The 24,585-nt window shown below is 72.9% G+C and carries 20 protein-coding genes; 5 read left to right on the top strand and 15 right to left on the bottom strand.

The window, feature by feature from the left end:
• The first annotated feature begins 6 nt into the window (after window positions 1-6).
• Window positions 7-474 (top strand): hypothetical protein, encoded by a 468-nt coding sequence (locus OG439_RS44550; RefSeq protein ID WP_326946372.1) that lies wholly within the window; start codon window positions 7-9, stop codon window positions 472-474.
• Window positions 475-589: 115 nt separating this feature from the next.
• On the opposite strand, the gene nudC is transcribed toward OG439_RS44550, so the two are convergent.
• The 5 genes from nudC to OG439_RS44525 all read right to left on the bottom strand — a co-directional run bounded on the left by nudC (window position 590) and on the right by OG439_RS44525 (window position 7,654).
• On the bottom strand, window positions 590-1,609 hold the full coding sequence (gene nudC / locus OG439_RS44545) for an NAD(+) diphosphatase (protein ID WP_326946371.1): 1,020 nt from the start codon (window positions 1,607-1,609) through the stop codon (window positions 590-592).
• A complete protein-coding gene (locus tag OG439_RS44540) occupies window positions 1,609-2,991 on the bottom strand; it encodes a M16 family metallopeptidase (RefSeq protein ID WP_326946370.1) in 1,383 nt (460 codons plus the stop codon). The genes nudC and OG439_RS44540 overlap by 1 nt, the downstream gene beginning before the upstream one ends.
• Complete coding sequence (locus tag OG439_RS44535; protein WP_326946369.1) at window positions 2,988-4,280, bottom strand: M16 family metallopeptidase; 1,293 nt, start codon at window positions 4,278-4,280, stop codon at window positions 2,988-2,990. Before OG439_RS44535 ends, OG439_RS44540 begins: the two co-directional genes overlap by 4 nt.
• 63 nt (window positions 4,281-4,343) lie before the next feature.
• Window positions 4,344-5,915 carry a DUF2207 family protein gene (locus OG439_RS44530; protein ID WP_326946368.1) on the bottom strand — a complete coding sequence of 524 codons (1,572 nt, stop codon included), beginning with the start codon at window positions 5,913-5,915 and terminating at the stop codon, window positions 4,344-4,346.
• Between the two features lie 2 nt (window positions 5,916-5,917).
• Window positions 5,918-7,654: a DUF2207 family protein gene (locus tag OG439_RS44525; protein WP_326946367.1), complete on the bottom strand. Its 1,737-nt coding sequence runs from the start codon at window positions 7,652-7,654 to the stop codon at window positions 5,918-5,920.
• A 642-nt stretch (window positions 7,655-8,296) separates the two neighbouring features.
• Between OG439_RS44525 and OG439_RS44520 the strand changes: the two genes are divergently transcribed.
• The gene (locus OG439_RS44520) at window positions 8,297-9,400 is read left to right on the top strand and encodes a neutral zinc metallopeptidase (protein WP_326946366.1); all 1,104 of its coding nucleotides are present in this window, start codon (window positions 8,297-8,299) and stop codon (window positions 9,398-9,400) included.
• Window positions 9,401-9,516: 116 nt separating this feature from the next.
• Here OG439_RS44520 and OG439_RS44515 read toward each other — a convergent pair whose 3' ends face one another.
• Window positions 9,517-10,662 (bottom strand): RDD family protein, encoded by a 1,146-nt coding sequence (locus OG439_RS44515; protein WP_442792264.1) that lies wholly within the window; start codon window positions 10,660-10,662, stop codon window positions 9,517-9,519.
• A 32-nt stretch (window positions 10,663-10,694) separates the two neighbouring features.
• Here OG439_RS44515 and OG439_RS44510 point away from each other — a divergent pair, with 32 nt between their 5' ends.
• Window positions 10,695-11,702 (top strand): stage II sporulation protein M, encoded by a 1,008-nt coding sequence (locus tag OG439_RS44510; RefSeq protein WP_326946365.1) that lies wholly within the window; start codon window positions 10,695-10,697, stop codon window positions 11,700-11,702.
• On the opposite strand, the gene OG439_RS44505 is transcribed toward OG439_RS44510, so the two are convergent.
• The 6 genes from OG439_RS44505 to OG439_RS44480 all read right to left on the bottom strand — a co-directional run bounded on the left by OG439_RS44505 (window position 11,694) and on the right by OG439_RS44480 (window position 17,847).
• The gene (locus OG439_RS44505; protein ID WP_326946364.1) at window positions 11,694-12,473 is read right to left on the bottom strand and encodes an RICIN domain-containing protein; all 780 of its coding nucleotides are present in this window, start codon (window positions 12,471-12,473) and stop codon (window positions 11,694-11,696) included. The genes OG439_RS44510 and OG439_RS44505 overlap by 9 nt on opposite strands.
• Before the next feature lie 93 nt (window positions 12,474-12,566).
• Window positions 12,567-13,859 carry a DUF58 domain-containing protein gene (locus OG439_RS44500; RefSeq protein WP_326946363.1) on the bottom strand — a complete coding sequence of 431 codons (1,293 nt, stop codon included), beginning with the start codon at window positions 13,857-13,859 and terminating at the stop codon, window positions 12,567-12,569.
• A gap of 1 nt (window position 13,860) precedes the next feature.
• Entirely contained in the window at window positions 13,861-14,832 is a 972-nt protein-coding gene (locus OG439_RS44495) for an AAA family ATPase (protein WP_326946362.1), read from the bottom strand.
• Window positions 14,829-15,968, bottom strand: a complete 1,140-nt coding sequence (locus tag OG439_RS44490) for a DUF4350 domain-containing protein (RefSeq protein WP_326946361.1) — start codon at window positions 15,966-15,968, stop codon at window positions 14,829-14,831. Before OG439_RS44490 ends, OG439_RS44495 begins: the two co-directional genes overlap by 4 nt.
• Entirely contained in the window at window positions 15,965-16,591 is a 627-nt protein-coding gene (locus OG439_RS44485) for a DUF4129 domain-containing protein (RefSeq protein WP_326946360.1), read from the bottom strand. Before OG439_RS44485 ends, OG439_RS44490 begins: the two co-directional genes overlap by 4 nt.
• 77 nt (window positions 16,592-16,668) lie before the next feature.
• On the bottom strand, window positions 16,669-17,847 hold the full coding sequence (locus tag OG439_RS44480; RefSeq protein WP_326946359.1) for a hypothetical protein: 1,179 nt from the start codon (window positions 17,845-17,847) through the stop codon (window positions 16,669-16,671).
• A 194-nt stretch (window positions 17,848-18,041) separates the two neighbouring features.
• Between OG439_RS44480 and OG439_RS44475 the strand changes: the two genes are divergently transcribed.
• Window positions 18,042-19,121 (top strand): neutral zinc metallopeptidase, encoded by a 1,080-nt coding sequence (locus OG439_RS44475; protein WP_442792263.1) that lies wholly within the window; start codon window positions 18,042-18,044, stop codon window positions 19,119-19,121.
• On the opposite strand, the gene OG439_RS44470 is transcribed toward OG439_RS44475, so the two are convergent.
• Together OG439_RS44470 and OG439_RS44465 are read right to left on the bottom strand one after the other, a co-directional pair.
• The gene (locus tag OG439_RS44470; protein ID WP_326951774.1) at window positions 19,114-19,548 is read right to left on the bottom strand and encodes a hypothetical protein; all 435 of its coding nucleotides are present in this window, start codon (window positions 19,546-19,548) and stop codon (window positions 19,114-19,116) included. The genes OG439_RS44475 and OG439_RS44470 overlap by 8 nt on opposite strands.
• Window positions 19,549-19,663: 115 nt before the next feature.
• Entirely contained in the window at window positions 19,664-20,743 is a 1,080-nt protein-coding gene (locus OG439_RS44465) for a potassium channel family protein (RefSeq protein WP_247061127.1), read from the bottom strand.
• A gap of 91 nt (window positions 20,744-20,834) precedes the next feature.
• Here OG439_RS44465 and OG439_RS44460 point away from each other — a divergent pair, with 91 nt between their 5' ends.
• Window positions 20,835-21,203, top strand: a complete 369-nt coding sequence (locus OG439_RS44460; protein WP_247061126.1) for a DoxX family protein — start codon at window positions 20,835-20,837, stop codon at window positions 21,201-21,203.
• A 125-nt stretch (window positions 21,204-21,328) separates the two neighbouring features.
• Here the strand turns inward: OG439_RS44460 and OG439_RS44455 are convergent, their stop codons facing one another.
• Complete coding sequence (locus OG439_RS44455) at window positions 21,329-24,568, bottom strand: ATP-dependent helicase (protein WP_326946358.1); 3,240 nt, start codon at window positions 24,566-24,568, stop codon at window positions 21,329-21,331.
• Window positions 24,569-24,585: the final 17 nt, after the last annotated feature.

The following is a 24,585-nucleotide window of genomic DNA, read 5'->3' as shown; positions in this document are numbered from 1 at the left end:
GGTCGGATGGACGTCGTCGCGCAGCAGGTGCGGACCACTTGGACCACGCGGTCCAGAGGTGGCGCCGCGGCTTCCCGGCGCAACCGGGTGCCGACGGTGTTCCCGCTACCGGACCACGCGGGCGGGCAGGTCCACCGGGTGGATGTCGACGAATCGACCGGTTTCGAGCCGCGGTTCGCGGTGCGCCCGATCGACGAGCTGGCCGGCATCACGCTCCGGGAGCGGGACGGCGTGCTGGAGGTCCAGGTCGCGGCGGCCCCGATGGGGTGGCCACGGCGCGAGTGGCGGCCGATGGTCCGGCTGGAACCGGGCGAGTGGCTGCGCTGGCAGATCAACCACCGCTTCGGCGCGACCTGCATGTGCGGCAGCGAGTGGAGCTACCGGCTGGAGACACTGAGCCTGGCGTACGGCGGAGTTCCCGACTTCACGGGCACGCCGACTCGCACAGTGGCGGAACTCGGCGACCTGCGCTGAAGCCCTTCCGAGCGGGGCGCGGCCGACGGGCCAAGGTGGCCTTCGGTGCGTCAGACGCAACCAAGGCGGCCTTCGGTGCGCGGAACGCAACCGAGGCCGCCTTGGGGCGTATGACTTACTCCTCCGCGTCCGCCCAAGCCTTGAGCATGACCCGGGCTATGGACGAGTTGCCCGGCAGGAGGATCTCCGCCGCGCCGTCCGCTATCGGGGTCGGCTTGGCGCCTTCGTTTCGCAGTGAGCTGTTCTCGAACGCCGCGCGGACCTCCGCGCGTGATACCCACAGCGCCTCTTCGATCTCGCCGTCCGCCGGGACCAGTGGCAACGTGCGATCCGCGCGGGCCGTGAAGCCCAGCATGATCGAGCGTGGGAACGGCCATGGCTGGCTCCCGAGGTACCGGACGTCCGAGACCGACGCACCTACCTCTTCGCGGATCTCGCGCAACACGCACGCCTCCAGCGACTCGCCCGCCTCGACGAAACCGGCCAGCACCGAATAGCGGCCGGCCGGCCAGATCGGCTGGCGGGCCAGCAGGACGTGGGATCCGTTCGTGCCCTCCAGCGAGTGGACCAGGCAGATCACCGCCGGGTCCGTGCGCGGGTACTCCTCGCGGCCGTCGTTCGTGCACTTGCTCGCCCAGCCGAACTGGATCAGCTCCGTGGGATTTCCGCAGCGGGTGCAGAACTTGGCCTGGCGACGCCAGTTGCGCAACGCCTGCGCCGTCGTGAACAAGCCGGCCGACGTGTCGTCCAGCAGGTCGCCGTAGCCACGCAGCTCGACCCAGATCTCGCCGTCGACGCGCGGGACCTCTTCGACGAAGCCCCAGCTCCCGGCCATCTTCACCGTGTCGGCCTCGCCCGTCGGGCCGCCCGGCAGGGACCAGTAGTCGGTGTCCTGCCACTCGCCCAGGAAGACTGCGTCAGCGGGCGGCGAGGAACCGAAGTCGACGGCCTTGCGGAACGCCAGCACCGACGAACCCTCGACGACCGGGGTGCGCCCGGTGTCGTCCAGGAGGACGACCCGGGCGTCGGCCCAGCGCGACACCAATCGCGAAGGGTTGGTGCGCAAGCCTTCCTGGCGGTCCACAGTGGACCGGGACAGGGTCGGCAGGGCACCGAGGGAGAACGGGACGGACATCAGGCCGGCTCGCCCACTACGACGTCGCCGAGCGCGAGGAGCTTGCGTTCGAGGACGCCCGCGTCGCCGACGACCACGCCGGTGAACCGCTTGGGGGCGAAGAACTTCAGCGCCGCGTCGGCCACCTCTTCGGCGGTCACGGCGGCGACCCGCGCCGGGTGCTCGTTGAGCCACTCCAGGCCCAGCCCGGTCGAGGCCAGCGCCAGCACCTGGCCGGCCAGGCCGGACTGCGACGACGTCGACGTCAGCAGCGAGCCGATCGCGTACTGCCGCACCGACTCCAGCTCGTCGCCCGCCGGCGGCACCTGGCCGAGGCGGCCCAGCTCGTAGCGGGTCTCCAGCAGCGCCGGCGCCGTCGCGTCGGTCGCGGTGTCCGCGTCGACGTTGACCACCGCGGTGCCGTCGGTGAACTCGAAGCCGGAGTGCGCGGAGTAGGTGTACCCCTTGTTCTCGCGGATGTTCTCGACCAGCCGCGACGAGAAGTACCCGCCGTAGGCGAGGTTCGCCAGCTGCAGCGCGGCGTACCCCGGGTCCGTGCGCGGCACGGTCTGCGCGGACAGCCGGATCTGCGACTGGACGGCGCCGGCGCGCGGCACCAGCAGCACGCTCGGGCCGGTCAGGTCCGGCAACGCCGGCAGCCGCACGGCCGAGCGGTCCGACGCCCAGGCGCCGAGCACCTTCTCCAGGTCGCCGATCACCGCGGTGGGGTCGATGTCGCCGACCAGCACCAGCACCGAACCGCGCGCCTGCACGGACGCCTGGTGCAGCGCGCGGACCTGTTCGGGCGTCACGACGGCGACGTCCTCGGCCTGCGGCACCTCGCGGGTGGCCGGGTGGTCGCCGTAGCGGTGCTTCTGCAGCGCTTCGCGGGCGATCGTGCGCGGCTGGGTGCGGGAGACGGCGATCCGCTCGACCAGCCGCTCCTTCTCGCGGGCGATCTCCTCGTCGGCGTAGGTCGCGCCGGTGAGGACGTCGCCGAGCACGTCGAGGAACGTCGGCAGCTTGTCGGCGAGCGCGGAACCGGTCAGCACCAGGCGTTCCGGGTCGACGCCGCAGCCGATGTCGCCGCCGATCAGCGCCAGCTCGGCGTCGATCTCGATGCGGTTGCGGCGCGCGGTGCCGGTGAGGATGGTCTCGGCGAGCACCTCCGCGATCGCCGGGTGCAGCTTGTCGTCACCCGCGAACGGGATCCACAGCCGGGCCTCGACCATCGGCACGGTCGCCTTGCGCACGGCCACCACGCGCAGGCCGTTGGCCAGCGTGGTGTCCACATGGGACAGGTCGGCGGCGGAACGCTGCTCGCCGAGCGGCGGCAGCGGACGCGGCCCCCGCTCGGTGCGGCCGATCTCCTCGGCGCTGCGGTGCGTTGCAGAAGAAGTCACTGCTCGTTGGTCCCTTCCGAAGCGGGCTTGACCACCAGGACGGCGCGCGCGTCGGGGCGCAGCGCCTTCGCCGCCGCCGAAACGGCTTCCGAGGTGACGGCGGACATCCGGTCCGCGAGCTGGTAGACCAGCGAGGCGTCGCCGTAGAGCAGTTCGAACGAGCCGAGCGCGAGGGTCCGGGACACCAGGCGGTCGTGCTCGGAGTGCAGGCTCGCGGTCCAGCGCGCGGTGACCTTGCGCAGTTCCTGCTCGTCCGGCGGGTTCTCGGCGATCTTCTCGAGCTCGTCGTCCAGCGCCGCGAGCACGCGCTCGCGCGGCACCTCGTGCGGGTGGATCAGGGTGATGGTGAACGTGTCCGGGTCGCGGGCCTCGAACGGGCCGAACAGCCCGGCGCCGGCGCCGATGTCGACGACCAGGGGCTCCTTGTGCACCAGCCGCTGCTGCAGCCGGGAGCCGTCGCCGTCGGTCAGCACGCCGGCGAGCACGAGGTAGGCGAGGTAGCCGCCGACGTCGTTGATCGGGTCCGGCATCCGGTAGCCGACGGCGAGCGCGGGCAGCGGGGCGTGCGGGTCGATCGTCTCGCCCAGCAGTTCGCTGGTCGGCAACGGCTCGGCGAACGACGGGCGCTGCGGCGCCGGCCGGTGCGGGACGTCGCCGAAGTTCTTCTCGATCAGGTCCTTGGCGTCGGCGATCTCGAAGTCGCCCGCCACGGTGAGCACGGCGTTGGCCGGCGAGTAGTAGGTGTCGAAGAACGCGGCGCAGTCTTCGACCGTGGCGCTCTCGAGGTCCTCGAAGCCGCCGTAACCGTTGTGCGCGTTGGGGAACGTCGAGTACAGGACCGGCGGCAGGGTGATCCACGGGAACCCGCCGTACGGCCGGTTCAGCACGTTGAGCCGGATCTCCTCTTTCACGACGTCGATCTGGTTCGCCAGGTTCTCGGCGGTCAGCTTCGGCGCGCGCATCCGGTCGGCCTCGAGGAACAGCGCGCGTTCCAGCGCGGCGCTCGGCAGCACCTCGAAGTAGTCGGTGTAGTCCGGATGGGTGGAACCGTTGAAGGTGCCGCCGCTGGACTGGACGTGCCGGAAGTGGGCGAGTTTCTCCAGGCTCTCGGAGCCCTGGAACATCAGGTGCTCGAAGAGGTGCGCGAAACCGGTGCGCCCCTCCGGTTCGGAGCGGAAACCCACGTCGTAGTGCACGCTGACGCCGACCACCGGCGCGGTCGCGTCGGGTGCGAGGACCACGCGCAAACCGTTGTCTAGGGTGTATCGGACGAGCTCGGGATCGGCCATGGCCCCACCCTACGACGGCTCGCCCACTCTCCGCGTCCCGCCTCGTGAGTGGTAATTCGGGTTCTAACCCGAACTACCACTCACGAGGCCCTGGAGGCGACCACGATGGGCCGCCGCGAGCGCGCCTGCCAGGTTGATCGCGAAGGATCCGGCCTGGTCAGGGGTGATGTCGCCGTCGTGCCAGTAGACCGTCGGCGGGTGCTCGAGGCCGTCGAACGCGGCCACCCACGGCCCTAGTTCGCCCAGAGCGAGCGCGTACGGCAGGCCGCGTGAGAACACCAGTTCCCGTTGGGGCTTGCCGAGGTCCTTCACCTTCACGGAACCCAGTTTCGCGGCGACCCCGCGGAGCCGCCGTGCGACGTCGAGACCGGCTCGCCGGCGCGCGGGCAGCGCCGCCGAGACCACCGCGGCGGCCGCCCCGGCCAGCGCGAGGATGACGCCGAGCTGGGCGTATCCGGCGGTCAACGCGAGCAGGGCGGTCAGGAACACGCCGTAGAAGACGACCCGGATCCCGGCGCGGCGGAGCCTGCCGGGCCGCGGCGCGAGCCAGCCGCGGCGGACGGCGTCGGCGTACAGCTCCCCCGGTGCGATGTCGACGTGGTCGCGCCGCAGTTCGGCAAGGGTCACCGAGTCCGCCGGCAGGACCGCCTCGAAGACCGCACGTTCGAAGGAGGTCAGGTGCTCGTCGGCCGGGTTGCGGCGGGTCAGCCGGGAGCCGTCACTCACCCAGAGGTAGTTGCGGACGGCCAGGTCGAGCACGGTCGCGGCCAGGTCAGCCGCGCCGGTGCGGCCGTGCAGCAGCAGGCCGACGTGGCCCGGCAGCACGCCTTCCGGTGACGCGAACTCGCCGTTCGCCGAGACCAGCTCGGCCTTCGGTGGCTCCCCCGCACCGACGTCACGACGGCGCGCGAGCCAGACGAACGCGGCCGCGACCAGCAGCAGCGCGCCGAAGCCCGCCCAAGCCCAGCCGACCGGGGCGGTGAGGACGAACGCGCCCGCGAGGGTCTTGGCCGGAACCAGCTTCGCGTTCGCCGGGACGGTGCCCGCCGGCAGCTCGACGGTGGCCGTCATCCGCTGGCCCGCGCGGAGGTTCTGCTGGCTGAACCGGGTCAGCCCGGCGTGGTCGATCTGCGCGGCGCCGCAGGAGAAGTCCGAATCGGCCGGTCCGGCCAGGCAGTCGACCGCCGTCGGGATCCGGGGCGCCGCGAAGGACGCGCGGAGGAACTTCAGGTCGGTGCTCCAGTCGCCGGCCAGCTCCCAGGTGACGCGGTTCCCGTCGACCGCACCGTCCACTGTGTACCGTACGGTCGAGGTGCCGGCCGTCAGGTGGATCGTGAAGACGTCCTGGTCCACCGAGGCCGTGCCGCTGCCTTCGAGGACGACGTCGCGCACGCCGTAGACGCGGTCGCGGTGGTGCGGCGCCGGGACCCGCAGCGGGACCCTGCGGTCCATCGTGACGCCGTTGGGGACCGACACCGCTTCGGCGACCGAGAGCGCGCCGTCACGCTCCACCTTGAGCTGGATCTCGGCGCTCTGCGGCAACGCGGGCGGCGGTGGCTGGTCCTGCGCCGTCGCGGGCCCGGCGACGGCCAGGAAGAGCGTCAGCACCGCCGCGGCGACGACCCGGCCGCGCACGGTCAGCGCGGCGACGTCGCGCGGCCGGACTCGGTGAGCAGCCCGTCGAGCGCGGTCAGGAACGACGGGAAGTGCGTGCCGAACCGGCGCAGGTCGCTGTCGGCCTCCATGCCGCCGTACCAGTAGAGGCCGGCCGTGCCGTCCGACGCCGGGTTGAGCGCGGCGAAGGCGCCCAGCCAGCGTTCGGTGTCGCCCAGCACCACCGCGTACGGCAGCGACCGGGAGAACACCATCTCGCGGTCGCCCGGCGGGATGTCCTCGGCCTTGGCGTGGTGCAGGTAGTGCAGCAGGCCGCGGACCTGGCCGACCAGCACCCGGCCGCGCGCGGTGCGCGAGGGCAGCAGCACGGCCGCGGCGGCGACGCCGAGCCCGGCGAGCGCGACCGCGACGCCGAGCAGCGCGTACCCGACGGTGAAGGTGAGGATCGCCGTGACGACCAGGCCGAGCGCGAAGATCCCGGCGCCGAGCCAGGTCAGGCGGCCACGCGCGGTGTCCGGGCGACGGGAGAACCAGCGCTTGGTGACGACGTCGGCGTACATCGCGTCGCTGATCCGGCGCAGGTCGAGGCCACCGCGGGCGCGCAGCTGCGACACGAGCACGGCGTCGGTGCCCGCCGGCAGGAGCGTTTCGTAGACCGCGCGCTCGAAGTCGTGCAGGTGCTCGTCCGGCGGGTTGCGGCGGGCGAGCTGCCAGTCGGGCCCCGGTACTTCCGCGAGCCACAGGTAGTTGCGGACGGCCAGGTCGACGACGGTGGCGCTGATGTCGACGACGTCGACGGTCTCGTCGATCACCGTGCCGACCTGCCCGGGCAGCACGCCGTCCGGGGAAGCGAAGTAGACGCGTTCGCCGTCGCGCAGCAGCACCTCGACCGGGCCGGTGGCGGCGGTGAGCGCGCCCGCGTCCTGCTTGCGGCGGCGCACCACGAAGACCGCGGCGACGACGAGCAGCACCAGGAGGACGGCGAAGGCGACGCCGGTCAGCGGCGTCAGGGCGAAGGCGTTGGCGAGCAGGCCGATGCCGGCGAACCTCGCGGTGGCCGGCGCGGTGTTCACGGGCAGGCCGACCAGCAGGTCGACGCGGTCGCCCGGCTGGACGTCGTTCTGCTCCAGGCGCACGACGCCGGTGTGGTCGAGCTCGCTGAGCGTGCAGCGCCGGCTGGAGCCGATCGGGCCGGCGAAACAGTCCACAGGGGACAGCTCCGGCGACGGCGCGATGAAGGACGCGGTGAGCTTGGCGACCGGGCCGTCTAAGCCGCTCGCGGCCTGCCAGCGCGCCTGCTGCCGGCCACCCTGGTCGGCGACGACGCCGTCGACCAGGTAGGTCACGCTTCCGCTGCCCCCGGCGAAGGTCAGGACGAGCTGGTCGCCGGTGAGCTGGCCGGTGGCCGCGCCCTCGGTCTTGACGTCGCGGACGGCGAAGACGCGGTCCTGGTCGTCACCGGCCGAAACCCGCAGCGGGACGCGGGAAACGAGCTGCTGCCCGCCGGGGACGGTGACCTTTTCGGTGACGGAGAGGGAGCCGTCGCGCAGGAGCTTGAGCGCGACGTCGGCGATGGCGCCGTCCGGGGCCTGGACACCCGGGACGTCACTGCCGAGCAGCTGCGGCTTCTTGACCTGCTCGCTCGGCTGCGCGGGCAGGGGCGGCCCCGCTGTCGGCCCGGTCGGCCCGTCGGCGGCGGCCGCGGGCCCGGCGGCGGCGAGCACGCCCGCCGCGACGACGAGCCCCAGTTTCCTCAACACAGCACCACACCCTAGAGCACTGGATCTATGCTGACGGCCGGAACGGCGAGATCAGCGCAGGTACGCCGGTTCCGACGGGGTGAGTCCACGGGGGGTTCCACACAGATGTCCCAACCGCCGCAGGGTCCGCACGACCCGCGACGTCCGATGCCGCCGCCGGGCCGGCCGCCGTTGCCGCCGCCGGGGGCCCGGCCGTTGCCGCCGCCCGGGAACCGGCCGCTGCCGCCGGGTCAGCCTGGTCAGGGTCAGCCGGGGCGTGGTCCGCAGGGGCAGCCGCCTGGGCAGGGTCAGCCCGGGCAGGGGCCGGGTGGACCGCAGGGACCGGCCGGACCGCCGTCACAGAATCCGCAAGGGCCGGGCGGTTCGCCTCCGCAGAATCCGCATGCGCCTCGGAATCCGCAGTCACCCGGTGGTCCGCCGCCGGGTTCGCGTGGTCCGCAGGGGCCGCCGCAGCAACCCGGCCGTCCGCCGCAGAGCCCGCAAGGCCCGGGGCCGCAGAGTCCGCACGGGCCGCAGGGCACTCAGGGGTTGCCCGCGCCGGGACCGCCGTCCGGGGCTTACCCGCGTCCCGGGGGCTTCGGTGGGCCGCCGACCGGGCCGCAGTTCCGTCCGCCGCCCGCCGGGGCTCCACTGCCGCCGCCCGTGACGGCTCCTGCGCCCGTCTTCACCCCCGGGTACGCCGGGCCGCCGCCCGCGATGGGGTTCGGGCCGCGGTTCGCGCCCGGGTACCGGCCCTACGTCGCGAAGAAGTCGAACACCGGCGTGATCGTGGCCGTGGCGATCATCGGGATCGTGGCCGTCGTCGGCGGGGTGATCGCGGCCGTCGCGCTGACCGGCGGGCACTCGCGGCACGTCGCCGACGCCGGCTACTCCAGCACATACCCGACCGACACCTACTCCGAGACCACCAGCGACGAAACCACGTCCACGACATCTTCCACCGACGAGACGACCACGCGCCAGACCCGCACGTCCGGGCGCGAAACGCCGACGTCCCAGACCCCGGCCGGACCCCACTCGGTCTCGGCCACCGGCACCAATCCGCTGTTCGGCAGCGCGAACTTCGGGCTGCAGAACGTCCCGTGCACGCTGAGCCGCTGGGCGACCGACCAGAACAGCGTCACGAAGTTCTTCCAGTCCGGCATCGCCTGCCTCGACGCGATGTGGTCGAAGGCACTCGGCGGCGCGGACCTGCCGTTCGAGACGCCGAACCTGTCCGTGCCGCGGTCGCTCTCGGAGTCCTCGACGCCGTGCGGCAGCGGCGGCACGACCACCGGCGTCACGCCGTTCTACTGCCCGTCGAACAACACGATCTACATGCCGATGGACCGCATCGAGATCGAGACGTGGGGCAACCACCCCGGCCCGTACCTGTCGATCCTCGCCCACGAATACGGCCACCACGTGCAGAACATGGCCGGCATCTCCGACGCCTACGGCGAGCAGCGCTACGACGCGGGCGCGGACTCGGCCGTCGGCCTGGAGCTGTCCCGGCGGATGGAACTCGAGGCCCAGTGCTTCTCGGGGATGTTCCTGGGCTCGGCGTCGGTCTCGGGCGGCTCGGTCGACAAGAACATCTACAACGAGGCCTGGAACGCCCAGGACCGCGGCGACGACTACGCCCGCAACGGCAAACGCGACCACGGCAGCGCCAAGCACAACATCTCCTGGTGGCAGCACGGCGCGACGACCAACCGCAACCAGCAGTGCAACACCTGGACGGCCTCCGGGGGCGACGTCTCGTAGCTCAGCTCGGCGGCCTCGGTCGTAGTCGAGGCTGGGGTGAAAGCCGTGAAGGCCTCCTTCACGGCTCTTATGGCCGGTAAGGAGGCCTTCACGGCTTTCGGCCGTGGGGCTGGGTCTCAGCTCGGCGGGGTGAACGGGTTCTCGGCGGGCGCCGCCGGGGTTCCGCGCGGCGGGGTCGGCTCGGAGGAGCCCGAGTACTCGGCGGCCTGGGCCGGGAAGGGCTGCGACGGCGCCTGCCCGGGGTGAGGCTGCCCCGGCGCGTTCGCCGGGCGGCCCCAGGCGGTCTCGTGGAACTGCGCGGTGGCCGAGTAGCCCGCCTGCATGAACGCCGGCTGATCCGGCGCCGGGAAGGGCTGCGATTGCGCCTGCCCCGGATAGGCCTGGGCCGCGTTACCCGGCGCCGGGTAACCCTGTGCCGGTCCTGCGGACGCCTGCGCCGGATAGCCCTGCCCCTGGGCCGCAAACGCTTGCGCCTGCTGGGCCTGGGCCGCCGCGTACGCCTGGAAGGCACGGGCGTGGTCGCGGTTGCGGCGTTCCGCCAGCACCGCCGCGAGGAACGCCCACGGCGGCACCCCGGGCGGCACCGGCGTGCCCAGCGCGTTGCCGACCTGCTGTGCGAGCCCCCAGCCGAGCGCGTGCGAGGCCTCCGGGCGCAGCTCGTTGAACCGGGCAAGGAACTGGCGGCTCGCCAGCGCGAGGCCGTCCGGCAGCCGGGTCAGGTCGAGCTGGGACGCCCAGCTCTCGAGGCCCGGCGGCATGCCGATCGCCGGGTAGCCGGCGCTCTCCGGCACGCGTTCGCGCACCACGAGCGTCCCGGCCAGGAAGTCGCCGACGCGGCGGCCGTCGGACGAGCACAGCGACACGATCACCGCGACCGCGCCGAACAGCCCGAGCGTCCAGAAGTCCACGACGAACCCGGCGAGCCCGCGGGTCAGGGCGTGCCGGAAGCGGATCGGGCCGCCGTCGACGCGCACCACGCGCAGGCCGACCGCCATCTTGCCCAGCGAGCGGCCTCGCGAGAGCGTCTCGAACAGCACCGGGTAGCCGACCATCACCAGCACCAGGAACACGAGGAAGAGGGTCAGCGCGAGCGAGCCGTCGCCGGCCGGGACGGCCAGCGTCATCACGAAGACCGCGCCGAGCAGCAGCGCGAACTGCACGACGACGTCGAGCGCCATCGCCAGGGCGCGGCTGGCGAGCTTGGCCACGTGCAGGTCAAGGACGACGGCTTCGCCGGTGACCAGCTCGGATTCCTCGTGCACCGGGCCAGCGTATCGACGGATAGGGTGACCGGGTGGATGTGGACGTCTTCGTCGCGGCGCACTCGGCGGAGTGGCACCGGCTCGGCGAGCTCAGCCGCCGCGGCGGGAAGCTCACCGGCGCGGAGGCCGACGAGCTGGTGACGCTCTACCAGCGCACGGCGACGCACCTCTCGATCGTCCGCTCGGTGGCCCCCGACCCGGCGCTGCTCGGACGGCTGTCCGGGCTGGTCGCGCGCGGCCGCAGCGCGATCTCGGGGTCGCACAACCCGGCGTGGCGCGAGGTCGCGCTGTTCTTCACGCGCCGCTTCCCGGCCGCCGTCTACCTGTCACGGCGCTGGTGGATCCCGGCCGCGCTGGCGTCGATCGCGGTGATGGTGGTGATCGCGGTGTGGGTTTCGGGCGACCCGCACGTGCGCGCGTCGATCGCGACGCCGGACGAGCTGAACCAGCTGACCAAGCCGGGCGGCGAAGCCGAGACCTACTACTCGACCGGCCCGGCGACGTCGTTCGCCGCGCGCGTCTGGACGAACAACGCCTGGGTGGCGGCGACCTGCCTGTTCCTCGGCGTCGCGCTGGGCCTGCCGGTGATCGGCGCGCTCTGGATGAACGCGCTCAACGCCGGCGTGATCATCGGCGCGATGAGCGCCGCGGGCCGCGCCGACGTGATGATCGGCCTGCTGCTGCCCCACGGTCTCCTGGAGCTGACGGCGGTGTTCATCGCGGCGGGCGCCGGGTTGCGGCTCGGCTGGACGGTGATCGACCCCGGACGCCGATCGCGCACCGCGGCGCTGGGCGAGCAGGGCCGGTCGGTCGTGGTGATGGCGCTCGGGCTGGCGTGCGTGCTGTTCGTGTCGGGCGTCATCGAGGCGTTCGTGACGCCGTCGGGCTGGCCGACGTGGGTCCGCGTCGGGATCGGCGTCGTGGTCGAGGTGGCGTTCCTGGTCTACGTCTTCACGCTCGGCCGCCGCGCCGCCCGCGAAGGCGAAGTCGGCGACCTCGAAGCGCGCGACATCGGCGACGCGCTGCCCGAGTCAGCATAAGCACGAACCCTCGAAGGCGATGGACGATCCGTCGTCCATCCCGGCGGTTCCGACGAACCGGGCCTCGAACTCACCTTGCTCGGTCAACGTCAGTTTGGGGCTCGACGCCGAGCCGTCGGCGCCCGTCTTCGCGGTCGCCGTGTCGCTGCCGCCTTCGAAGACCAGGAGGTTCTTCGGACGGGCCGCGCGGACGTAGAAGCTGACCGGGACGTCCGGCGCCGGCTGGCCGTTCTCGCCGATCACCCGGACGACGAACGGCGCGCCCGGGTCCTTCGTCGCGAGGCGCTGGCCGTTGCCGGACAGGATGGCGAGGGTGCGCCCGCCCGCGGCCCAGGTGTTCGGGATTCCGGTCAGGGAGCAGACTTCCTGGTACAGCCGGGCGCCCGCGACGGCGCCTTCCGCGGTGAGGCAGCGCGCGGTGGCGACGTTCGTGATCTCGACGAGCCCCGGCAGCCCCGCCACGCGCCGCCAGGCCTGGTGCTTGTCCTTGTCGTCACAGGCGGCGAGCGTCACCGCGACGCCGTCGACCGGGCTGGCCGCAGTGAGGCACTGTCCACTTGGGACGCTCTTGAAGTGCTGGGACGTCTTGTCGTACGCCCACTTGGCGTTCGGGTCCTTGGCGTCCGCGAGCACGGGCTTGCCGCCGGCGGCCGCGAGCGAGAGCGTGCCCCCGCCGTCGGCGAGGTAGACGGGCGCGCCGTCGTCGGCCGACGCGGGCACGGGGATCGACGCGGCGGCCAGGACCAGGCATCCCACGAAAAGCTTTCGCATCCTCCGGGCTTAACAGTCCGGCGAGCCAGGCACCACCGCAGCCACTCGTGAGTGGTAATGCGGGTTCTAACCCGCATTACCACTCACGACTCCCTAAAGCCGGCCCGCGGCCTTCAGTGCCAGGTAGCGGTCCGCCAGGGCGGGCGGCAGCTCCTCCGGGACCGCGTCGACGACGCTGACCCCGTGGCGCGCCAAGCGTTCCGTCACGCGGTTGCGTTCCGCCATGGTCCGCGACGCCGCCGCCGCGTCGTACACGGCTTCCGCGTCGCCGCGCCCCGCCAGCATCTCCGCGACCCGCGGGTCCGCGACCGACGCGATCACCAGCTCGTGCCGCGACGTCAGCGAGCTCAGCACCGGGAACAACCCCTCCTCCAGCGGCGCCGCGTCCAACCCCGTCAGCAGCACCACCAGCGCGCGACGCCGGGTGCGCCGCAGGATCTCGGCGACCATCCCGCGCGCGTCCGTCTCGATCAGCGACGGCTCCAGCGGCGCCATCGCGTTGACCAGCGACGTCAGCAACGCCGCGCCCGAGGAACCCTGCACCGCCGCGCGCAGGCGGCGGTCGTAGGCCAGCAGGTCGACGCGGTCGCCGGCCTTCGCGGCGAGCACCGCCAGCAGCAGCGCCGCGTCCATCGCCGCGTCCAGGCGCGGGGCGTCGCCGACCCGGCCCGCCGAGACGCGGCCGGTGTCCAGCACCAGCACCACGTGCCGGTCGCGTTCCGGGCGCCAGGTCCGGACCATCACGTCCGCCGCGCGGGCCGTCGCCCGCCAGTCGATCGAGCGGACGTCGTCGCCGATCACGTACTCGCGCAGCGAGTCGAACTCCGTGCCCTGGCCGCGGATCAGCACCGCGTTGCGGCCGTCGAGCTGCTGCAGCCGCGCGAGCCGCGACGGCAGGTGCTTGCGGCTGTGGAACGGCGGCAGCACGCGGACCGTCCACGGCACCACGTGCGAACCCTGCCGCGCCGCCAGCCCCAGCGGCCCGACCGAGCGGACCGTCACGCGCGCCGCCGGCCGGTCACCGCGCCGCGACGGCCGCAGAGAAGTCACCAAAGCGCGTCGCTCCCCCGCCGGTACGCGCAGGACGTGCCGGTCGGCGGCACCCGCCGAAGGCGGCCACGCGTCGCGTAGCTGCCCGCGCACCGCGCGGCCACCGGGATTCGCCACCACCAGCGTCACCTCGCACGGCTCCCCGAGCCGCACCGACGTGTCGCCGGAGCGCGCGAACGTCAGCGGCCGGACGCTCCCGGCCAGCACGAGATCCACCACGACGAGCACCAGCAGCACCCCGCCGACGGCCAGCAGGCCGGCCCGCGACGGCAGGAGCAGCCCGACCACCAGCGCGCCGAAGAGCGCCAGCAGCCCGAGCCTTCCGGTGACGGCCATGTCAGCGCGGCACGGGCACGGACGCGAGCACCCGGTCCAGCACGCCGTCCGCGGTGACGCCTTCGAGCTCGGCCTCGGGCCGGACGTCCAGGCGGTGCCGCAGCGCGGGCCGGGCCAGCGCCTTGACGTCGTCCGGAGTCGCGTAGTCGCGCCCGGCGAGCCACGCCCAGGCGCGCGTCACCGCGAGCAGCGCCGTGGCGCCACGGGGAGAAACGCCGATCCGCACCGACGGCAGCTGTCGCGTCGCCCGGCAGAGGTCGACGACGTAGCCGATCACCTCGGGCCCGATGGTGACCTTCGAAACGGCTTCGCGGGCGGTGGCGAGTTCCGCCGCCCCCGCGACCGGCTTGAGGCCTGCCGCCGCGAGGTTGCGCGGGTCGAAGCCCTGCGCGTGCCGCCAGAGGATGCCGATCTCGTCCTCGCGCGACGGCGTCGGCATGGTCAGCTTCAGCAGGAACCGGTCCAGCTGCGCCTCCGGCAGCGGGTACGTGCCCTCGTACTCCACCGGGTTCTGGGTGGCGATCACGATGAACGGGTCGGGCAGCGGCCGCGACTCGCCGTCGAGGGAGACCTGCCGCTCCTCCATCGCCTCCAGCAGCGACGACTGCGTCTTCGGCGGCGTCCGGTTGATCTCGTCGGCGAGCAGCAGGTTCGTGAACACCGGGCCCTCGCGGAAGGAGAACTCGCCGCTGTGCGCGTCGTAGACGATCGAGCCGGTGACGTCACCGGGCATCAGGTCCGGCGTGAACTGCACCCGCTTGGTCTCCAGGTCCAGCGCCGCCGCGAGCGCCCGCACCAGCAGCGTCTTCGCGACGCCGGGGACGCCTTCGAGCAGCACGTGCCCCCTGCAGAGCAGGGCCAGGATCAGCCCGGTGACGGCGGCGTCGTTGCCGACGACGGCCTTCGCGACCTCCGCGCGCAGCGCGATCAGCGCGTCGCGGGCCCCGGTCGTCCCTTCGGTACCGCTGCTCACGTTCGCTCCACCTCTCGTTCCACCCTGTCCAGTTCGCCGGCCAGCCGCACCAGCGCGGGATCGCCGGTCACCGGCGGCCCGTACAGCACGGCGCCGACGTCGTTCGCGGGCCGGCCTGCGCGCTCGCTCACCGACGTCACCAACGCCGTCGCGTCGGCGTCGCGGGGCAGGCCCAGCGTCGTCCGCAGCCGGGACCGCGCCGCCTCGCGCAGGGTCTCGCCGGCGTGGTCCGCCGCCTTCGCACGCCGGTACAGCCGGGCGCGGCCCTCCGCCGTTTCGGCCGCGCGGACGACGACCGGCAGCGGCTCGGTGACGACCGGGCCGAGCCGCCGGGCCCGCCACAGCGCCAGCAGCGCGACCGCGATGCCCACCTGCGCGGCGCCGAAGTACCAGCCGTCCGGGATCAGCTCGAAGATCGACTTCCGCGAGTCGTCCAGCGCCGGGTCGGTCGCCGACGGCAGGTACCAGACCAGCTTCGGGTGCTGCCCGAGCAGGCGCAGGCTCAGCGCCGCGTTGCCCTCGTCGGCGAGCCGGCTGTTGGTCAGCGGCGCCGACGTGCCGAGCAACGTCGTCGTGCCGCCGGCGTCGGCGAGCTGCAGCAGCGTGCCGCCGCCGTCCTCGCCGGGGTAGCACGAGCGCGCACCCGGTGCGGCGTAACCGATCCCGCCGAGCGTGGCGTCGCCGGCCGCGACCGCGGCGGCGACCGTGCACTGCGGGCTGAGCGTGCCGACGTCGTTCTGGCCGACCGGCCGGACCAGCGGCAGGGAGTCCTTGAGCGTCGGCGCTCCCGGCGTCACGAGGACGACGTCGGCGGCGCGCCGCCGGGCCGCGTCGAAGCGCTTCGCCGGCACCAGGTCCGGCTGGGTGACCAGCAACGTCGTGTTCTCGCCGAGCGCGTCGTCCGCCTCGTCGATCGTGTGCGCGATCCGGACGTCGACGCCTTGATCGGCCAGCAGCTTCGCGAGCGCGTGCGCGCCGCCGGGTTCGTAGGAACCGGGCTCGAGCGCGCCGTGCGTCTGCTCGCCACGGCCGAGCAGCAGCAGCGCGCCGGCGGCGACCACCAGCGCGAGCAGGGCGAGCGGAATCCGGGAGCCGCGCCAGATCCGGCGCGCGTCCGGCGAAACGGAGGTGCTCACGAGGCCGCCATCACCACCGGCCGCTCCCGGCGGCAGCGCTCGTCCAGCTCGGTCAGCGTGCGGTACGCGGTTTCGGTGCCTTCGCGGCCGCCGTAGTGGACGTCGTCGAACAGCCGCGCGCCTTGACGCAACTCGGTCGCGACGTTCGGCAGCAGCACCCCGGCCTCCGCGGCGGCTTCGTCGGCCGTCCGGCCGGAGCGGGCGTCCAGCAGCGCGCGTTCCTCCAGGGCCCGCACGAGGGCCCGGAAGCGGTCGCGGACGGCGTCGTCGTAGCGACCGGCGGCCGCGGCCTCGGCGGCGGAGCGGCGGTAGTCGTCGGCGCTCTGCCGCTTCCCGTCGAAGACCAGCCGGTCCGCCCGGGCCGCGCGGGCGATCTTGCCGGTGCGCAACCGGATCACGACGACGAGCACGATCAGCAGCACCAGGATCAGGACCAGGCCGAAGATCCCGCCCGGGACGACCGAAGACAGGCCGTTCAGCAGCTTCTCCAGCTGCTCGCCGAGCCACTGCGCGACCTGCTGCAGCACACTCGGGCGCGCCTGCTGGTACTTCGGGTCGCTCAGCTCCTCCTGCGCGGCGCGGCGCGCGGTGTCCCGGTCGATGTCGACCGGGACGTCGGTCACCCAGCGCTGTTGGGGGGTCCAGGGGGGCTTGTCCCCCGGCTGGGGTCTGGGGCTCGGCCCCAGAAACCACAGCGACGTCACCATGCCTGCGGCGGCGTCACCCCGGCGGCGCGGGCCAGCTCGATGTCCATGCCCTCGCGGCGCATCCGCTGGTCCAGGTAGATGATCACGGTGACCAGCGCGACGAACGGCGTCGCGATGGTGCCGGAGATGACCTGGCCGACCGACGCCAGCAGCAGGTCGCCGGTGCTCGGCACGACCGCCGCGGCCGACGGGTTCAGCACCTGCTGGAAGACGCCGGTGCCGAGGGTGAACGGCAGCTGGATGATGTTGTTGAACAGGTACTCGATGATCCAGGCCAGCGCCAGGATGCCGAGCACGCGCCAGAACGAGCCCCTGACGAGCTTGACCGAGCGGGAGAACGCCTGCTTGAACGTGCCGCGTTCCAGGATCAGCGCCGCGCTGGCCAGCGCCCAGAACACGTAGGCGAGCACGCCGGGGACGATGCAGAGCATCAGGCCGATCGTCGTGACCACCGAATAGACGAGCCCGATGCCCAGCAGCGGCAGCAGCCGGGGCTGAACCTCGGCCCACGCGATCGAGAAGGTCACTTCGCGCCCGAGTGCGGCGCGGCCCATGACGGCGGCGAGGAACCCGTTGAGCAGGGTCGTCAGCAGTGTCGTGAGCGCCGCCGTCGGCAGGAGCACCAGGAACACGTCGCCGAACACGCCGAACACGGCGTCCCGCGCCTCCGCCTCGGTCGCGCCCGGGCCGAGCGCGGCGACCGAGGTCAGCTCGTCCAGGTCGGCGAAGAGGAACTTCTGCACGAGGAAGGTGATCGCGGCCGAGATCACCGCCAGCACCGCGCCGACGCCCAGGATGAGCAGCGGGTGCCGGCGGATCGCGGTGATCGAGCCGTCGAGGATGTCGCCGATGTTGAGCGGGCGCAGCGCGATCACACCGGGCTTGCCCAGCCCGTGCGGGCTGAAGGCGCGCTGCTGCGGGAACTGCGGGTACTGCGGCGGCGGTCCGCCGTAGGGCATCTGCGGCGGGGTCTGCGGCTGCCACCCGGGCGGCGGCTGCGCACCGCGCGGGTCCGGGGCCTGCCAGCCGGTCGGCGGCGTCGGCGGTGACTGATCGTGACTTTCCGGTGGCTTCGCCTCACCCGATCCAGGAGCGTGAGCCCGGGGCAAGCCCTGGCTCGGTGTCGGCGTGTCGGCGCCCTCTTCGCCGGACGCGCCACCGGTCTCTGTCATCGAAGCCCCTCGCCTGCGGTACCTGCTTGCGGACACTCTCTCAGAGCGGGTTGCACCCGGCCAGACCTGGGGTGACGTCGGTGCGCCGCGACCCTGCGCACACGGACGGGTGCGGGAGGCACCGTTCCCCCGGTAGGCTGAACGCCGGGATCGGGTACCCCCGGTCCGTACCGAGACCCTTCGGGACTGCCTAGATGACGCAACCGCCCCACGGCCAGGTACCGCCCGGCGGTTCCGTCCAGCCGCCGCCGGTGCCGGATGCGCAACCGGCTCCCGCGTGGCTGGGTCACCCGCACACCGTGCCCGCCGCGCCGCGACGTCGTTCGCCGGCCGCCGTGATCGGGGTGTGCCTCGGCGCCGTGGCCGTGCTGGTGCTCGGGCTGGTCGCCATCGTGGCGCTCAACCGCCAGGACACGCCGCTCGCGAACCCGGCCTACCGCGACACGCCGTCGTCCCAGGACGTCCCTTCGCAGCTCCCCGGGGGCGCGGGTGCCCCGGCGTCGGCGTCGCCCGGCCCGTCGACCGAGCTGTCCACGCCGAGCGCGACCGGCCCGCAGAAGGTCCTCAAGCTGGCCGACCACCCGATCCTGCAGGACCCGAACGCCGGGCTGCAGAACCGCGTCTGCACGCTGCCGGCCTGGCAGAGCACCCAGGCGGGCGCGGAAGCGTTCTTCACCGCCGCCAGCAAGTGCCTGGACGCGGCGTGGGGCCCGTTCCTCACCGCCTACGGCCTGCCGTTCACGCCGCCGGCGCTGCACTTCCCGACCGGCGCGAGCTTCGAGACCGAATGCGGCACCATCCAGGTCGGCATCGCGACCGCCGCGTACTACTGCGAGAACAACCTGTACGTGCCCTTCCGCGGGCTGCAGACCGACCAGTACGGCAACAACCCCGGCGTCTACCTGGCCCTGTTCGCCCACGAGTACGGCCACCACGTCCAGGAGGTCGCCGGGCTGATGGACGCGGCCTGGCAGAAGATCTACGAGGCCGGCCAGAACAGCCCCGCCGGGCTCGAGATGTCGCGGCGCAAGGAACTGCAGGCCCAGTGCTTCTCCGGAATGTTCCTCGGCGCGCACGTCGACCAGGGCGGCACGATCAACCGCGACATGTACAACAAGGCCTGGAACGACCAGGAGACCCGCGGCGACAACACCTCCCGCAGCCACGACCACGGCACCAACGCGCACTACGCGTCGTGGTGGCGGGCGGGCGCGACGAGCAACCGGATCTCCGACTGCAACACCTTCGCGGCGCCGTCGTCCGAAGTCAGCTGACCTTCGCGGGCTTGGCGGCCTTCGGTTTCGGCGGCAGCCGCAGCCAGGTGTAGACGAAGATCCCGCCCGAGAAGCAGGCGAACACCAGCAGCGCGAGCCCGAGCGGGCGCCGCGCGTCCGACGCGCCGGCCGACGTGTCCGCCACCTGGACGGCGACCGTGCCCTGGTCCGGGAGCTCCTCCGGGACGCCGACGTCGACGCGCTCGTTCTGGCCGTGGCCGCAGCCGTTGAGCGTGCCCTCGTGGGTCTTGCCGGCGACGGTGAACCGGACGGTCTCGACGGGGTCCAGGCGGTCGCACGGTGCGGGCTTGGTGACCTCGGCCGACACCGGTGCGCCGAGGTCGTCGTTGCTGATCCCGAGCAGCCCGGGCCCGGCCAGCCAGGCCAGCAGGACGACGAGCACGCCCGCCGCGGCGGGGATCGCCACCGAGGGCCACTTCAGGGCGAGGGGTCGCGGGGGCACCCGGTCATGGTTCCAGATCCCGCGGGCAAAACCCAGGCGGCACGGTCTCGGCTCCGCAGGTCGGCCGGGCGAACCGGACCTACCGCTCGATCTTCTCCGTCTGCGTCACCTTCTTGACGTAGAGCAGCTTGTCGCCGGGCTCGATGGCGTCGGCCTGCGGGGAGTCGACGCGGTAGAGGACGCCGTCGCGGACCAGGCCGAGGACGAGGTCCGACAGGTGCCGCGGCGACCCGCCCTCCTCCGAAGGCTCGACCGCGCGTTCGGCGATGGCCAGCCCGGACTCCGGGGTGAGCAGGTCCTCCATGATGTCCACGACCAGCGGCGTCGACGTCGCCATGCCGAGCAGCCGCCCGGCCGTCTCGCTGGAGACGACGACCTGGTCGGCGCCGGACTGCTTCAGCAGGTGGACGTTCTCCGCCTCCCGCACCGACGCCACGATGTGCGCCTTCGGGGCGAGCTCGCGGGCGGTGAGCGTGACGAGCACCGCCGTGTCGTCGCGGTTCGGGGCGACGACGACCGCGCGCGCGTGCTGCACGGCGGCGACGCGCAGCACGTCGGACCGGGTGGCCGAGCCGTGCACGGCGACCAGGCCGAGCGCGCTCGCGGCGTCGAGGGCCTGCTGGTCGGTGTCGACGACGACAACCTGGCCCGGGGCGACGCTCTCGTCGCCGAGCAGCGCGTTGACGGCGGACCGGCCCTTGGTGCCGAACCCGACGACAACCGTGTGGTCGCGCACCTTCGTCCTCCACTTCTGGATCTTGAACGCCTGCCGGGAGCGCTCGGTGAGCACTTCCAGGGTGGTCCCGACCAGGACGATGAGGAAGAGCACCCGCAACGGGGTGATCACCAGCACGTTCACCAGGCGGGCGGACGACGTGGCGGGCGCGATGTCGCCGTAGCCGGTGGTCGAGAGCGAGACGGTCGCGTAGTAGAGGCTGTCCAGCAGGGACAGGCCGTCTCCGTTGGCGTCGCGGTACCCGTCGCGGTCGACGTAGACGATGATCACCGTCAGCAGCAGCGCCAGGGTCGCGCCGATGACCCGCTTCATGATGGAGCGAAGGGGGCTGACCGTCAGCTCGGGCATCCGCAGGACGCCGACGAGCTCGTGGTCGGGCCGATCGGTGAGACTGCCGAGCGGCAGCCGCCTCAGGGCCCTCATGCACTGGCTCCCGCAGGCAGGTGTCGAGCGTCACTCACGCCCGGAGGATAGCCGAACCGGGCGGCGGCCCGCCGCGTGGAACGATGAGCCGATGGCTACTTCACAACGGCCCGCGCACGTCATGGCAGGTGCGCTGGGTTTCATGGGCGCCCTGCACTTCGCGGTCCCGAAGCCGTTCGACGGCCTGATCCCCCGTTCGCTCCCGGGCTCACGCCGGGCGTGGACGTACGGCTCGGGCGTCGCCGAGCTGGCCGTGGCGGCCGCGGTGGCGGTCCCGCGCACCCGCCGCCTGGGCGCCCTGGCGGCGGCCCTGCTGTTCCTGGGCGTCTTCCCGGGCAACGTGAAGATGGCGGTCGACGCGCGCCGGGCCCCGCTGCCGCAGCGCGCGATCGCGTGGGGCCGGCTGCCGCTGCAGTGGCCGCTGATCGCGTGGGCCCTGAAGGTCCGCGACGCCGCGTAACCCGCGTGTTTCGAGCCGGAACTCACGTGATTGGGCCCGTATCCCGTGTGATTGAAGCCGTAAGTCGCGAGTTACGGCCCCAATCACGGTGGTTCCGGCTCTGATCACGCGGGTTACGGTTTCCGTCACGACTCGGGGAGGTTGCGGAGCAGGCTGCGGATGCCTTCGGCGTCCAGGAGGTCGGCCGGGCGGATCGTGTGGTTGGCGCGGACGTAGTGGAACGCCGCGCGGACCTGCTCCACCGGGACGTTCTTCAGCGCCGCCCAGGCCATCCGGTAGGCCGCCAGCTGGACCGACAGCACCGCCTGCCGGGACTTCGGCGGGACCGAACCCGTCTTCCAGTCGACCACTTCCCAATAGCCGTCCGGATTCCAGAAGACGGCGTCCATGCGGCCGCGCAGGGTGATGCCCTCGACGTCGGCCGAGAACGTGATCTCGACGGCGTGCGGAACGCGCGCGGCCCACTCGCTCTTGTCGAACTGCGTCTGCAGCTCTTCGAGGCCGGGGTCCGGGATCTCGGCGAAGTCGGCGGCGCCCGGGAGGTCGTCGATCTCGATGAGCTGGTCGCCGCCGAAGCGGCGCTCCAGCCAGCTGTGGAACTCCGTGCCGCGGCGGGCGAAACTGTTGGGCGCCATCGGCAACGGCCGTCGCAGGTCCGTCGCGAGCTGCGCGGAGTCCTCGGCCAGCGCGACCAGCTGGCTCACCGAAAGCCGGGACGGCAACGGGACCCGCTTGATCTGGTCGTCCTTGCGCGCCCACTCCTCCAGCAGGACGTCGGTGTCGGTGAGCCAGCCGTCGGGATCGTCCTCTTCGGACGCTTCTTCCTCCGAAGACGCCGACAGCGCCTCGAAAACCAGGTCCACTCCACCTTGGACGCCGGTGCGGCGGTCGGCCAGCGGGTCGATCGGCCAGCGGGCCTTCCGCGAGTCCGAGACCAGCGGGTTCTCGTCGTCCGGCCCGGGCTCCGGCGCCCAGTCGCCGAGCTGCCCGACGCCTGATTCCCGGATGACACCGGCGATCTCCGTCAGGAACTCCGACGGCCCCTTCGCCCGGCTGCTGCTCTCGTTCCACCAGTGCCCCGAGACGATCAGCGCGTGCTCCGACCGCGTCAGCGCGACGTAGCAGAGCCGCCGTTCCTCCGACTGCTCCCGCTCGACGAACCCCGCCTCGTGCAGCTCGAGTCCTTCTTGGACTTCCTTGCGGTCGTAGCCGTCGGCGATCCGCAGCTCGGGCAGGTCCTGGGCGTCGCCGCGCAACGCCGCGGGCAGCGACGTCGCCGTCCGCAGCCACGACGACGACCGCCGCCGACCCGGGAAGACGTCCTGCACCAGGTGCGGCACGGCGACGACCTCCCACTCGAGGCCCTTCGCCGAGTGCACGGTGAGCACCTGCACCCGATCCGGCACCACCTCGACCTCACCCGGGGTGAGCCCGTCTTCGGCGTGCGCCGCGGTGTTCAGGTAGTCCACAAAGGACAACAGGGTCGCCGTCGGCGCCGTCTCGGCGTAATCGGTGACGACTTCGGCGAACGCGTCCAGGTGTGCCCGCCCCGCCGATCCCGGACGCGCCAGCGACTCCACGTCCAGCAGCAGCGTGCGTTCGACGTCGGCGACGAGCTCCGGCAGCGACTGGTCCAGCCGCCGCCGCAACGCGGCCAGCTCCCAGCCGACGCGCCGGATCCGCTTGTAGCCCTCTTCCGAATACCGTTCCGGCGAGCCGGGTTCGTCGATCGCGTCGATCAGCCCGGCCTGCTCGACGCGCTCCACGACCAGCTCGGGACCGTCCGACTTCTCGGGACTCGACAGCTCCCCCGCGCGCCGCCACAACGCCGCGACGTCGGCGGCCGCGAGCCGCCAGCGCGCGCCGGTCAGCAGCCGCGCCGCCGCACTGCCGGAGAGCGGGTCGGCGAGCACGCGCAACGTCGAGACGAGGTCCGCGACCTCGGGTTCGTCCAGCAGCCCGCCGAGGCCGACGACCTCGACCGGCAGCCCGCGCGCCCGCAGCTCGGCGGCGATCGGGGCCATGTCGGCCCGACGGCGCACCAGCACGGCCGCGGTCGGCGGCTTGCCGGTCTGCTCCTGCACGGCGTACCAGCGCCGGGCCAGCGCGTCGGCCACCCACTCGCGCTCGGCGCGGACGTCCGGCAGCAGCGCGCACGCGATGTCCGCGGGGCCGGCGCCCTCGCGCGCCCGCAGCCGTTCGACGCCGAGGCCGCGTGCCCGCAGCGGCTCGGCGATCGCGTTGGCGAGGTCGAGGATCTCCGGCGGGTTGCGGAAACTGGTCAGCAGCCCGAAATCACGGGCGGGCACCAAGCGCTCGCCGTCAAAGCGCGGGAAGTCCGTGGTGAACCGCGGCAGGTTGGCCGCGCTGGCGCCGCGCCAGCCGTAGATCGCCTGGGCCGGGTCGCCGACGGCGGTGACCGGCATCGGCGGGTTCTCGACGCCGCCGAACAGCGCCCGCAGCAGCACGCGCTGGGCGTGCCCGGTGTCCTGGTACTCGTCGAGCAGCACCGAGCCGAACCGCTCCCGCTCGCCGCGCACGACCGACGGGTACTCGCTCGCCAGCTGCGCGGCCAGCGACATCTGGTCGGCGAAGTCCAGCGCGCCCTCGTTGCGCTTGCGCCGGTGGTAGGCCTCGACGAGCGGCAGCAGCGCGAGCCGGAAGTGCTGCGCCGCCATGATTTCGGTGAGCTTCTGCGGCAACGCGGCCCGCTGTCCCTTGGCACGCGGGGCGTTCTCGATGACCTGGCACATCCACGACGTGTAGTCGGCCAGTTCCTCTGTGGACACCAGGTGCTCGCCGAGTTCGCCGGCCAGGGCCAGTACGTCGGCGGTGACCGTCGGCGGGACGCGATCGGTGTCCAGCTCGTTGTCCCAAGTGGACACCACGCGGTGCGCGAGCTGCCACGACGACGTCTCCGACAGCAGCCGGACGCCGGGCTGCACCGGCAGCCGGAGGCCGTGTTCGGACAGCAGCCGGCCGGCGTAGGCGTGGTAGGTGAGCACGGTCGGTTCGCCGGCGACCACAGTGGACCGCAGCCCGCCGGACGGGTCGAGCCGGTCCAGCAGCCCGGATCCGGCGAGCCGTCGCAAGCGTGCGCGGACGCGTTCGCCGAGCTGACGCGCGGCCTTGCGGGTGAACGTGAGGCCGAGGACGCGGTCCGGGCTGACGATCCCGTTGGCCACCAGCCAGACCACGCGCGCGGCCATCGTCTCGGTCTTCCCGGCGCCCGCGCCGGCGACCACAAGGGACGGTTCGACGGGTGCGGCAATGACCGTGGCCTGCTCGGGAGTCGGCCGGTGCAGACCCAGGGCGTCGGCGAGTTCGGCGGGCTCGACCGGGTTCGCGATGAGCAGCGGGCTCATGTGGTCACCTCGCGAGC

Source organism: Amycolatopsis sp. NBC_01307, assembly GCF_035975215.1.
In the GTDB taxonomy this organism is placed as follows: Bacteria; Actinomycetota; Actinomycetes; order Mycobacteriales; family Pseudonocardiaceae; genus Amycolatopsis.
This window is presented reverse-complemented; position numbering and strand designations above follow the sequence as displayed.

Coding starts and splice junctions, on each gene's coding strand:
- OG439_RS44550 (WP_326946372.1), top strand. CDS start 7: ATGGACGTCGTCGCGCAGCAGGTGCGGACCACTTGGACCACGCGGTCC.
- nudC (WP_326946371.1), bottom strand. CDS start 1,609: ATGTCCGTCCCGTTCTCCCTCGGTGCCCTGCCGACCCTGTCCCGGTCC.
- OG439_RS44535 (WP_326946369.1), bottom strand. CDS start 4,280: ATGGCCGATCCCGAGCTCGTCCGATACACCCTAGACAACGGTTTGCGC.
- OG439_RS44505 (WP_326946364.1), bottom strand. CDS start 12,473: ATGCGAAAGCTTTTCGTGGGATGCCTGGTCCTGGCCGCCGCGTCGATC.
- OG439_RS44500 (WP_326946363.1), bottom strand. CDS start 13,859: ATGGCCGTCACCGGAAGGCTCGGGCTGCTGGCGCTCTTCGGCGCGCTG.
- OG439_RS44480 (WP_326946359.1), bottom strand. CDS start 17,847: ATGACAGAGACCGGTGGCGCGTCCGGCGAAGAGGGCGCCGACACGCCG.
- OG439_RS44475 (WP_442792263.1), top strand. CDS start 18,042: ATGACGCAACCGCCCCACGGCCAGGTACCGCCCGGCGGTTCCGTCCAG.
- OG439_RS44465 (WP_247061127.1), bottom strand. CDS start 20,743: ATGAGGGCCCTGAGGCGGCTGCCGCTCGGCAGTCTCACCGATCGGCCC.
- OG439_RS44460 (WP_247061126.1), top strand. CDS start 20,835: ATGGCTACTTCACAACGGCCCGCGCACGTCATGGCAGGTGCGCTGGGT.
- OG439_RS44455 (WP_326946358.1), bottom strand. CDS start 24,568: ATGAGCCCGCTGCTCATCGCGAACCCGGTCGAGCCCGCCGAACTCGCC.